At 51.7% G+C, this 11,593-nt stretch carries 9 protein-coding genes and 1 pseudogene; 5 read left to right on the top strand and 5 right to left on the bottom strand.

Annotation, left to right across the window (positions count from 1 at the left end):
- Positions 1–57: 57 nt before the first annotated feature.
- Positions 58–876, bottom strand: coding sequence for a serine O-acetyltransferase (cysE, locus tag HMPREF2726_RS08870; RefSeq protein ID WP_003759048.1), 819 nt, complete (start codon positions 874–876; stop codon positions 58–60).
- A gap of 161 nt (positions 877–1,037) precedes the next feature.
- On the opposite strand from cysE, the gene grpE reads away from it, so the two are divergent.
- Both grpE and dnaK read left to right on the top strand, forming a co-directional pair.
- Complete coding sequence (grpE, locus tag HMPREF2726_RS08865; protein WP_003759046.1) at positions 1,038–1,610, top strand: nucleotide exchange factor GrpE; 573 nt, start codon at positions 1,038–1,040, stop codon at positions 1,608–1,610.
- Between the two features lie 303 nt (positions 1,611–1,913).
- On the top strand, positions 1,914–3,845 hold the full coding sequence (gene dnaK / locus HMPREF2726_RS08860) for a molecular chaperone DnaK (RefSeq protein WP_070603050.1): 1,932 nt from the start codon (positions 1,914–1,916) through the stop codon (positions 3,843–3,845).
- 359 nt (positions 3,846–4,204) lie between these two features.
- On the opposite strand, the gene alr is transcribed toward dnaK, so the two are convergent.
- The 4 genes and pseudogenes from alr to HMPREF2726_RS08845 all read right to left on the bottom strand — a co-directional run bounded on the left by alr (position 4,205) and on the right by HMPREF2726_RS08845 (position 7,690).
- The gene (alr, locus tag HMPREF2726_RS08855; RefSeq protein WP_009311596.1) at positions 4,205–5,263 is read right to left on the bottom strand and encodes an alanine racemase; all 1,059 of its coding nucleotides are present in this window, start codon (positions 5,261–5,263) and stop codon (positions 4,205–4,207) included.
- Between the two features lie 274 nt (positions 5,264–5,537).
- A complete protein-coding gene (gene gloB, locus HMPREF2726_RS08850; protein WP_009311597.1) occupies positions 5,538–6,287 on the bottom strand; it encodes a hydroxyacylglutathione hydrolase in 750 nt (249 codons plus the stop codon).
- A 54-nt stretch (positions 6,288–6,341) separates the two neighbouring features.
- A pseudogene (locus HMPREF2726_RS14440) lies at positions 6,342–6,447 on the bottom strand (IS5/IS1182 family transposase); the annotation flags it as partial.
- A gap of 115 nt (positions 6,448–6,562) precedes the next feature.
- Positions 6,563–7,690, bottom strand: a complete 1,128-nt coding sequence (locus HMPREF2726_RS08845) for a PilT/PilU family type 4a pilus ATPase (protein ID WP_003742946.1) — start codon at positions 7,688–7,690, stop codon at positions 6,563–6,565.
- A gap of 187 nt (positions 7,691–7,877) precedes the next feature.
- Here HMPREF2726_RS08845 and HMPREF2726_RS08840 point away from each other — a divergent pair, with 187 nt between their 5' ends.
- From HMPREF2726_RS08840 to lepB, 3 genes are all read left to right on the top strand, one after another.
- Entirely contained in the window at positions 7,878–8,579 is a 702-nt protein-coding gene (locus HMPREF2726_RS08840) for a 5'-methylthioadenosine/adenosylhomocysteine nucleosidase (protein WP_070603048.1), read from the top strand.
- Between the two features lie 141 nt (positions 8,580–8,720).
- Positions 8,721–10,514 (top strand): translation elongation factor 4, encoded by a 1,794-nt coding sequence (gene lepA / locus HMPREF2726_RS08835; protein ID WP_036529164.1) that lies wholly within the window; start codon positions 8,721–8,723, stop codon positions 10,512–10,514.
- On the top strand, positions 10,514–11,533 hold the full coding sequence (gene lepB / locus HMPREF2726_RS08830) for a signal peptidase I (RefSeq protein WP_070603046.1): 1,020 nt from the start codon (positions 10,514–10,516) through the stop codon (positions 11,531–11,533). The genes lepA and lepB overlap by 1 nt, the downstream gene beginning before the upstream one ends.
- Positions 11,534–11,593: the final 60 nt, after the last annotated feature.

Here is an 11,593-nt window from a genome sequence, read left to right as displayed (position 1 = left end):
GCCGTACTGGTTTAAAGTTAATCCACTATATCTGCGGTCTTAATCAGGCGATTCAGTTCAAATCACAAAATCCATCGCCGTTCCCTGCAAGCTCTGGTCCATGTCCGCCGACGGGGTTTTGACCGAACGCCCCACCGGTTTGGCAGGCACGCCGACGACAGTGATTGACGACGGTACGTCCGCAACGACCACGCTGCCTGCGCCGATTTTGGAATTGTCGCCGATGCGGATGTTGCCCAATATCGAAGCGTTCGCGCCGATCATCACGCCGTCGCCGATTTTCGGATGGCGGTCGCCTCCTTCCTTGCCCGAGCCGCCGAGCGTTACGCCGTGCAGGATGGAAATATTGTTGCCCAACACGGCGGTTTCGCCCGCCACAAAACCGGTGGCGTGGTCGAGCATCAGCCCATGACCGAAACGGGCGGCGGGGTGAATATCGACGCCGAAGACTTCCGACATACGATTTTGCAGGAAATACGCCAGCGTTTTGCGGCCGTTTTGATAGAGCCAGTGGTTGATGCGGTGCGCCTGAATGGCGTGGAAACCTTTGAAATATAAAAGCGGCAGCGAATATTCGTCGCAGGCGGGGTCGCGTTCGTAAATGGCTTTCAAGTCGGCTTCGACGCAGTTGCTGATGCGCGCGTCGCTGCCCAATGCCTGCTGGTAAATTTCAAACAGGGCGCGCACGTCCATAATCGGGCTGCCGAGTTTGCTGGAGAGGTGGTAGGCAAGGACGGAATCGAGCGAATCGTGGCGCAATACAGTTTGGTGCAAAAAGCTCGCCAGCATCGGTTCGGCTGCGGCTGCGGCTGCGGTTTCTTCGCGGATGGTGTGCCAGAGGTTGAAATCGGTTGTGTTCAGGTGGTCTTTTTTCATGTTGGGGTCGTCTGAAAATAGGATGGTGTCGGTGTATCTTACCTTTTATCAACGATTTGCGATAGCGCATTGCGGAATATGCTTATGATGGTTTCCGTGTGCTTGAAGTTTTTTCAAACGACCTTATATAAAGTAGCATTCGATTCAAACCATTCCAAAGGATGCATGAAATGAGCGAACATCACGAACAATATCAACACGAAACCGAAGAGGCGGCAAACGCAGAAGCTGCCCAAGCCCCCAAAACCGAACAACCCGAAGCTACCGAACCGCCGACTTACGAAGAATTGCAGGCGCGTATCGCCGAGTTGGAAGGACAGTTGAAAGACAGCGAACTGCGCGGCTTGGCAAACGAGCAAAACCTGCGCCGCCGTCATCAGCAGGAAATCGCCGATACGCACAAGTTTGCCGGACAAAAATTCGCCGCCGAAATGCTGCCGGTCAAAGACTATCTCGAAATGGCGCTGCTCGACCAAAGCGGTAATTTCGACGCGCTGAAAATGGGCGTGCAAATGACGCTGAACGAATTGCAAAAAGCGTTTGACGCCACACACATCAAAGAAATCAACCCGCAGCCCGGCGACAAACTCGACCCGCACCAACATCAAGCAATGCAGGCGGTCGTCAGCGAGCAAGAGCCGAACACCATCGTCAGCGTCATGAAAAAAGGCTACACCCTGTCCGACCGCGTATTACGTCCCGCAATGGTTGTCGTGGCGAAACAAGAATCCTGAAGGCACCGCTTGATAAAGTTTATCAAGCATAAAATTTTCAGACGACCCTTCCTCGTCCCTCAAGCTCCAATCCCGCTTTTGGAAAATCATTCCGATGATGCTCAATCGGAAAACAAAGACAAGGTCGTCTGAAAAACAAAATACCATCCTGTGGATAAATAGTCTAGTTTGTTGAATTTTATATAAAAAAAATTTCAACAAAACCCTTGAAAAAATATCGGGCAACCTTATTTACAGGTCAACGGAACAAAATGTTCCACACAATTATTAATTTAGAAAAATCTTTTTAGGAGCAACATCAATATGGCAAAAGTAATCGGTATCGACTTAGGTACAACCAACTCTTGTGTATCCATCTCTGAAAACGGTCAAACCAAAGTTATTGAAAACGCAGAAGGCGCACGCACTACGCCGTCTGTCGTCGCTTATCTGGACGGCGGCGAAGTCCTCGTCGGCGCACCGGCCAAACGCCAAGCCGTAACCAACGCTAAAAACACCATCTACGCTGTCAAACGTTTGATCGGTCATAAATTTGAAGACAAAGAAGTCCAACGCGACATCGAATCCATGCCTTTCGAAATCATCAAAGCCAACAACGGCGACGCATGGGTGAAAGCGCAAGGCAAAGAGCTGTCTCCACCGCAAGTTTCCGCAGAAGTCCTGCGTAAAATGAAAGAAGCCGCCGAATCTTATTTGGGCGAAAAAGTAACCGAAGCCGTGATTACCGTTCCGGCCTATTTCAACGACAGCCAACGTCAAGCCACCAAAGACGCAGGCCGCATCGCCGGTTTGGATGTAAAACGCATCATCAACGAGCCGACCGCAGCCGCTTTGGCATTCGGTATGGACAAAGGCGACAACAAAGACCGCAAAGTAGCCGTATATGACTTGGGCGGCGGTACCTTCGATATTTCCATCATCGAAATCGCCAACCTCGACGGCGACAAACAATTCGAAGTATTGGCCACCAACGGCGACACCTTCTTGGGTGGTGAAGACTTCGACCAACGCCTCATCGACTACATCATCGCCGAGTTCAAAAAAGACCAAGGCATTGATTTGAAACAAGACGTGATGGCATTGCAACGCCTGAAAGAGGCTGCCGAAAAAGCCAAAATCGAATTGTCCAGCGGCCAGCAAACCGAAATCAACCTGCCGTACATCACCATGGACGCAACCGGCCCGAAACACTTGGCAATGAAAATTACCCGCGCCAAATTCGAAAGCCTGGTTGAAGACCTGATTGCCCGCTCTATCGAGCCTTGCCGCACCGCATTGAAAGATGCCGGCTTGAGCACCAGCGACATCGACGACGTGATTTTGGTCGGCGGTCAGTCCCGTATGCCGAAAGTACAAGAAGCCGTAAGAGACTTCTTCGGCAAAGAGCCGCGTAAAGACGTGAACCCTGACGAAGCCGTTGCCGTAGGCGCAGCGATTCAAGGCGAAGTATTGAGTGGCGGCCGCAGCGACGTATTGCTGCTGGACGTAACCCCTCTGTCCTTGGGTATCGAAACCATGGGCGGCGTGATGACCAAGCTGATTCAGAAGAACACCACCATCCCGACTAAAGCGTCGCAAGTGTTCTCTACCGCCGAAGACAACCAAAGCGCAGTAACCATCCATGTACTGCAAGGCGAACGCGAACGCGCTTCCGCCAACAAATCTTTGGGTCAGTTCAACTTGGGCGACATCGCACCCGCACCACGCGGCATGCCGCAAATCGAAGTAACCTTCGACATTGACGCCAACGGTATCCTGCACGTTTCCGCCAAAGACAAAGGCACAGGCAAAGCTGCCAACATCACCATCCAAGGTTCTTCAGGTTTGAGCGAAGAAGAAATCGAACGCATGGTGAAAGATGCAGAAGCCAACGCCGAGGAAGATAAAAAACTGACTGAATTGGTCGCTTCCCGCAACCAAGCCGAAGCCCTGATTCACTCCGTGAAAAAATCTTTGGCCGACTACGGCGACAAACTCGACGCAGCCGAGAAAGAAAAAATCGAAGCCGCGCTGAAAGAAGCCGAAGAAGCTGTAAAAGGCGACGACAAAGCCGCCATCGATGCCAAAGCCGAAGCATTGGGCGCAGCCAGTCAAAAACTGGGCGAAATGGTTTACGCACAAGCGCAAGCCGAAGCCCAAGCAGGCGAAAGCACACAAGCCGAACCGTCTTCCGCCAAGAAAGACGACGACGTGGTAGATGCCGACTTTGAAGAAGTAAAAGACGACAAGAAATAATTGAGGCCGTCTGAAAAAAGCGCGAACCTTACGATTCGCGCTTTTTTTGTTTTTTGCTTGATGTGATGTTTTCAGACGACCTCTTGGGATGCGGCATTTCCATTTAAAAGCAAAACGTATCCGACATCCTGCTACTATAGTGGCTTAACTAAATCAGGACAAGGCGATGAAACCGCAAGACAGTACAGACAGTACAGAAACCGATTCACTTGGTGCTTCAGCACCTTAGAGAATGTCTCTTTGAGCCAAGGCGAGGCAACGCCGTACTGGTTTAAAGTTAATCCACTATAAAAACCAAAAGGTCGTCTGAAACCCAATACCATGATTTCAGACGACCTTTAAACAAAAACAATCTTGTCTTATTCTGAATATGTAAACTTCGCGCGTTTGACGTTGCAAAAAATTTCATACGGAATCATACCGGCAGCTTCGGCGACTTCGTTGATGTTGACGACATCGCCCCACAATTCGACTTCGGCACCCAAACCTTCTTGGGAAGCATCGAGTTCGACGGTAATCATGTCCATAGACACCCTGCCGATAATTCGGCTGCGTTTGCCTTCGACGGCAACAGGCGAATTGGTCGAGGCGCGGCGCGGATAACCGTCGGCGTAGCCGCAGGCAATCAGGCCGACACGGGTGGATTTGCTGGTGTAAAACGTTGCGCCGTAGCCGATAGGAGAATGAGGTTGCAGGACGCGTTCGCCGAATACGCGGGAAGTCAGGCGCATGACGGGTTTCAGGCGTTCGTCCACGCCGCCGAACGGAGAAATGCCGTAAAGCGCCAGTCCGGCACGACCCCAGTCGCGGCGCGCTTCGGGGACATTCAGAATGGCAGCGGAGTTGGCGAGGCTTTCTTCGCCTTCCAAACCTTCACACGCTAAATCAAAGGCTTCGAGCTGCATTTCGGTCATGCCGTTGTCGGGGTCGTCGGCGCAGGCGAAATGGCTGAATTTGACGATGCCGTCAACGTGTTTGCATTGTTTCAGGGCGGTGTAGGCGGAAGTGTAATTGTTCGGGAAGAAGCCGGCACGGTGCATACCGGAATCCATTTTGAGCCAGACTTTGACGGGGTGCTGCCAATGATGGGCGATTAAAGCTTCGAGTTGCCATTGGCTGCCGACGCCCGGCCACAAATTGTATTTATCGACGGTAGCGTATTCCGACGCTTCAAACACGCCTTCGAGCAATACGATGGGATTGGTAATGCCGCTCTCACGCAATTCGACGGCTTCGTCCACGGTGGCAACGGCAAACCCGTCGGCAAGGTCGGACAATGCGTGGGCGCACCGTACCGCGCCGTGTCCGTAAGCGTCCGCTTTGATGACGGCGAGCATCTTGCCGCCGTGAATCTGTTTCAGGGTTTGATAATTGTGGCGCAGATTGTCCAAGCGGATTCGGGCATTTAATGGACGCATGATTTGTTCTTTCTGTTAATGAAGGTCGTCTGAAAATGGATATTTACGTTTTCAGACGACCTTAAAATATGGCTAATGCTTATAATTATAGGCTTAAAGACGCATTTTTTAAATATCCGATGCGCCCGCCCAATTAATTATCTTATTAATGGACAAGCATCAATCCGACTAACCTAAGATAAAAATCCCTAAATATTGGACATTTGAACGAATCGTCCAGACGAAGCTCTTGGTGCGAAAATACTTTTCGCAGGAAGCCTGCTTTTACTCAAAATCAAAACCGGTTTTTCAATTCCCGCAGCGCGGCGAACACTTCCAAACCGCTGTTCAATCGCTTCCCAGTCAATTCCTCAACCCGTTCGCGGACATGGGACAAATCGACCCGCAAAAACGGATTGATTTTGCGCTCATGCGCAAGGGTTACGGGCAGGGTCGGCGTATGTTCCGTCGCGCCTAAAGCCGCTTGAATATCGGGATTCTCCGGTTCGATAAATTCGGCGAAACGCAGATTGGCGGCGGTGTATTCATGCGCAGGATAAAACAGCGTTTCTTCGGGCAGCTGATTGAACCTTTGGAAACTGTCGTACAACTCCTCTATCGTTCCCGTAAACACCCTGCCGCAGCCGGCGGAGAATAAGGTATCGCCGCAGAAAACGTGCAGACCTTCGGCGTTTTCCAAAAGATAGCTGACGTGGCGGTCGGTATGGCCGGGCGTCGCCCACACGGTAACCAGCCCGTCGCCGAAAGGAAACTGCGTACCTGCCGTCACCGTATGCGTTGCCACATCGATATCCGTCTCACCGTACACGGGCGATTCCATAAAGCCGTTTTTGAGGGATTGAACTCCGCCAATGTGGTCGTGATGCAGATGGGTAACCCACGTTTGCGCCAGCATCAGGCGGTTGCGGACGAGGAATATCAAAACGGGCGTGGCATCGGACGGATCGACGCAGGCGGCGTGGTTGCCGTCTTGAATCATCCAAATGTAGTTGTCGTTTAGGGCTTGGACGGGTGTAATTTTCATAGGATTTCTTTTGTAGGTAGTGATTTGAGTGCGGCTAAACCATGGAGCCGTATGGTATAGTGGATTAACTTTAAACCAGGACGGCGTTGCCTTGCCGGACTATCTCTGTACTGTGCGGCTTCGTGGCCTTGTCCTGATTTAAATTTAATCCACTATATTTACAAAACAGTTTAACAGAAATGACTTGAACGTTATTGGTATGCCTAATCGGCACAGACCAAAAAGGTCGTCTGAAAAGTGATTTTCAGACGACCTTTGCTCATTTCCGACAACTTTTAAATCAGTTCCAAGTCCGGGCCGGCGTTTTGGGCGCGGCGGCTGCGCAGTTGGATGTCCAAACGCAGGTCGTGGGCGGAGTCGGCGTTTTTAATGGCATCTTGGAAGCTGATGTCGCCGCGTTCGTACAGCTCGTAGAGCGCTTGGTCGAAGGTTTGCATACCCATGGCGGTAGATTTTTTCATCATTTCTTTGATGCCGTGGATTTCGCCTTTTTGAATCATTTCGGAAATAATCGGCGAATTGAGCAGGATTTCCACTGCGGCTACGCGCCCCTTGCCGCCTTCGCGGGGAATCAGGCGTTGCGAGATGAAGGCTTGCAGGTTGAGCGACAAATCGGTCAAAAGCTGGGTGCGGCGCTCTTCGGGGAAGAAGTTGATGATGCGGTCGAGCGCCTGGTTGGAGTTGTTGGCGTGCAGTGTGGCGAGACAGAGGTGGCCTGTTTCGGCGAACGCCAAGGCATAGTCCATGGTTTCGCGGTCGCGAATCTCGCCGATGAGGATGACGTCCGGCGCCTGACGCAGGGTGTTTTTCAGCGCGGCAAACCAGTTTTCGGTATCCACGCCGACTTCGCGCTGGGTAATGATGCTTTTTTTGTGTTGATGGACGAACTCAATCGGGTCTTCGATGGTGATGATGTGGTCTTGGCAATTTTCGTTGCGGTGGTCAACCATCGCAGCGAGCGAGGTCGATTTGCCCGAGCCGGTACCGCCGACAAAAATCACGAGGCCGCGTTTTTTCATCACCACGTCTTTCAAGACGGGCGGCAGATTAAGGCTGTCGAAATTAGGGATTTTACTGGTAATGGAGCGGAACACCAACGCCGTTGCACCACGCTGCACCATGGCATTGACACGGAAGCGGCTGGTGTCGGGCAGACTGATGGCGAAGTTGCATTCGTTGGTGGAGGAAAACTCTTCAATTTGTTTGGTGGACATAATCGAAAAAGCGATTTCCATACATTTTTCGGAGGTCAGCGGCTCGTCGGTAATCGGCGTGATTTTGCCGTCCACTTTCATCGCAGGCGGGAAATTGGTCGTAATAAAGAGGTCGGAGCCTTTGTATTTGTTCATATGGCGCAGCCAAGTGAACAATTCGTCTTTTGCGCTGGGAGGATTGGTCATCATGATATTTGATAATTTCGGTGGTTATTTTATTAAAATGGATTATATCAAATAAATCATGATACATAAAAATGGCAGGATTACCGTATCGAATAATAGGACAGGCGGGCAATATGGCAGATTCAATACGGGTATGGAATGCCGCCGCTGCTGTTATAATACCGCCCACAATTTCATGGAAAGGTAAAAAATGTCTGTACAAACAGTAGCGGTCATCGGCGCGATGGAGCAGGAAATCGAGCTTTTGCGCGAAGCAATGGATGATGTCAAAAGCGTGTCTTTCGGTAAATTTACCGCCTACGAAGGCGAAATGGCGGGCAAACGCATGGTGTTGGTATTGAGCGGCATCGGCAAGGTCAACGCTGCGGTTTCAACGGCTTGGGTCATCCATCAATTCGCGCCGGACTGCGTCATCAATACCGGCAGCGCGGGCGGTTTGGGCAAGGGTTTGAAAGTCGGCGACATAGTGGTCGGCACGGAAATCGCGCATCACGACGTCGATGTAACGGCGTTCGGCTATGTTTGGGGACAAGTGCCGCAACTGCCTGCCGTATTCGTTTCAGACGACCTCTTGGTCGGCAAGGCAAAACAGGCGGCGGAAGTGTTTGAAGGCGCGGCGGTAGCGCAAGGCTTGATTGTCAGCGGCGACCGCTTTGTCCACAGCAGCGAAGGCGTGGCGGAAATCCGCAGCCATTTCCCCGAAGTCAAAGCGGTGGAAATGGAAGCAGCAGCGATTGCGCAAGCCTGCCACCAGTTGAACACGCCTTTCGTCGTGATCCGCGCGATGTCCGATTCGGCGGACGAAAAAGCGGACATCAGCTTTGAAGAGTTTTTGAAAACGGCGGCGGCAAGCTCGGCGAAAATGGTGGAAAAGATTGTCGCGTCGCTGTAAAACACGCATAAAATCATGCGGAAACAGTAAATTTCCGCTAGAATGTCAGGCTATTTCACTTTGCCTGAAGGTCGTCTGAACGGTCTATTTGATTTTCAGACGACCTTTTCAGAATCACTGCTTATCTTTCAAAATAACAATATGAAAAATATCCGAAACTTCTCCATCATTGCCCACATCGACCACGGCAAATCGACGCTTGCCGACCGCTTCATCCAATGCTGCGGCGGCTTGGATTTACGCGAAATGAGTACGCAGGTGCTCGATTCCATGGACATCGAAAAAGAGCGCGGCATCACCATCAAAGCGCAAACCGCCGCGCTCAACTACAAAGCACGTGACGGGCAGGTGTATCAACTCAACCTGATTGACACGCCGGGACACGTCGACTTCTCTTACGAAGTCTCCCGCTCCTTGTCCGCCTGTGAAGGCGCGCTTTTGGTTGTTGACGCGTCTCAAGGCGTGGAAGCGCAAACCGTGGCGAACTGCTATACCGCGATTGATTTGGGCGTGGAAGTCGTGCCTGTTTTGAACAAAATCGACCTGCCCGCCGCCGACCCCGAACGCGTGGAACAGGAAATCGAAGACATCATCGGCATCGATGCCGTCGGCGCGGTGCAATGTTCAGCCAAAAGCGGCATCGGCGTGGAAGACGTTTTGGAAGAAATCGTTGCCAAAATCCCCGCGCCGACCGGCGACGAAAACGCGCCGCTGCAAGCCGTTATCGTCGATTCGTGGTTTGATAACTACGTCGGCGTGGTCATGTTGATCCGTGTGAAAAACGGCACCATCAAGCTGAAAGACAAAGTGCGCTTTATGAGCACCAAGGCGGAAACGCAGGTTGAGCAGCTGGGCGTATTCACACCTAAATCGGTTCAAAAACAAGAACTCAAAGCCGGCGAAGTGGGCTTTTTGATTACCGGTGTGAAAGAATTGGGACAGGCAAAAGTCGGCGACACGGTTACTTTGGTTGCCAACCCCGCCTCTGAGCCGCTGCCTGGTTTCCAAGAGGTGCAAAGCCAAGTATTTGCAGGTCTCTACCCCGTGGAAAGCCACGACTACGAAGCCTTGCGTGATGCTTTGGAAAAATTGCAACTTAACGATGCTTCATTGAAATTCGAGCCTGAAGTTTCTCAAGCATTGGGATTCGGCTTCCGCTGCGGTTTCTTGGGTCTGCTGCACTTGGAAATCGTGCAGGAACGCTTGGAGCGCGAGTTCGACATGGATTTGATTACCACCGCGCCGACGGTGGTTTACGAAGTCGTGTTGAAAAGCGGCGAAAAAATCGAAGTCGAAAATCCGTCCAAACTGCCCGACATCGGCAGCATCGAAACCATTCTCGAGCCGATTATTACCGCGACCATCCTCGTGCCACAGGAATACGTCGGCAACGTCATGACTTTGTGTAACCAAAAGCGCGGCGTGCAGGTCAATATGCAGTACATGGGTCGTCAAGTCATGCTGACTTACGATTTGCCCATGAACGAAGTTGTAATGGATTTTTTCGACAAACTCAAATCCACTTCGCGCGGCTATGCCTCGCTGGACTACCATTTCAAAGAGTTCCAACCGTCTGATTTGATTAAGCTCGACATCATGGTCAACGGCGAAAAAGTCGATGCCTTGAGCCTGATTGTGCACCGTCAAAGCGCCGTTCACCGAGGCCGCGAACTGGCCGCGAAAATGCGCGAGCTGATTCCGCGCCAAATGTTCGACATCGCGGTCCAAGCCGCCATCGGCAGCCAGATTATCGCCCGCGAAAACGTCAAAGCCCTGCGTAAAAACGTCTTGGCGAAATGTTACGGCGGCGATATTACCCGTAAGAAAAAACTTCTCGAAAAACAAAAAGCAGGCAAACGCCGCATGAAACAAGTGGGCAACGTGGAAATTCCGCAAAGCGCGTTCTTGGCGATTCTGCAAGTGAGCGACAAATAATGAGCACAAATTTAATCTACGGCGCGATTGCCGCCATCGTTATCGGCATTTTCCTCTATTTCATAAGCAGCAAAGAACGTCAGGAAAACGGAGAATGGAGCTCCGGCCTGCAATGGGCGTATCTTTTGTGCATGATCGGCGTTTTCGGCATCCTGTCTTTTTACATGAGTTTTACCGCCGTATTGCTGATATTTGTCGTATTCACCGGCATCGTTTGGGCCATTCACAAGGGTCGTCTGAAAAAAGTTCCGTCGCACCAGGACAAAGCCCACTTTACCGACTACATGAGCGGCTTTTTTCCGATCATCCTCGTCGTATTCATCCTGCGCACCTTCATCGCCGAACCATTCCAAATCCCATCCAGCTCCATGCGCCCGGGCTTGGTTAAAGGCGACTTCATCCTTGTGAACAAATTCGCCTACGGCATCAGAACCCCGATCATCAACAACGTCCTGATTCCGACCGGACAAATCGAGCGCGGCGACGTCGTCGTGTTCAACTATCCCGTCCAGCCTGAAATGAACTACATCAAGCGCATCGTCGGACTGCCGGGCGATACCGTCGAATACCGCGACAAAGTCCTGACCGTCAACGGACAAGTTGCCCCCGACCAACCGAACGGCACCTACTCCTACCCTGACGATACCGAGCCGTCCGCAATCCACAACCCCGAACTTTTTCAGACGACCCTCAACGGCAAAACCTTCAACATCCTGAAAGAGCCCGGACAACCCTCCGTCTTCATTCCCTCGCTCGACAACTACCGCATGAAAATCATGCCTGAAAACGGTTATTCCGTCGAACAAAGCGGTTTGGAACACTGCCAATACGCCGAAGACGGCAGCGGCTTTACCTGCAAAGTGCCCGAAGGCCGTTACTTCGCAATGGGCGACAACCGCGACAATAGTGCCGACTCCCGCTACTGGGGCTTTGTAGACGACAAACTTATCGTCGGAAAAGCCTTCTTCGTGTGGATGAATTTCGGCGATTACAGCCGCATCGGCAGCAGCATCCAGTAAGTTGCCCATCTCATTCCGATAAAGCCAAAGGTCCTTGGATTCGGATTTCAAGTGCAACAC

Origin of the sequence: Neisseria sp. HMSC074B07 (assembly GCF_001810355.1) — a bacterium.
In the GTDB taxonomy this organism is placed as follows: Bacteria; Pseudomonadota; Gammaproteobacteria; order Burkholderiales; family Neisseriaceae; genus Neisseria.
This window is presented reverse-complemented; position numbering and strand designations above follow the sequence as displayed.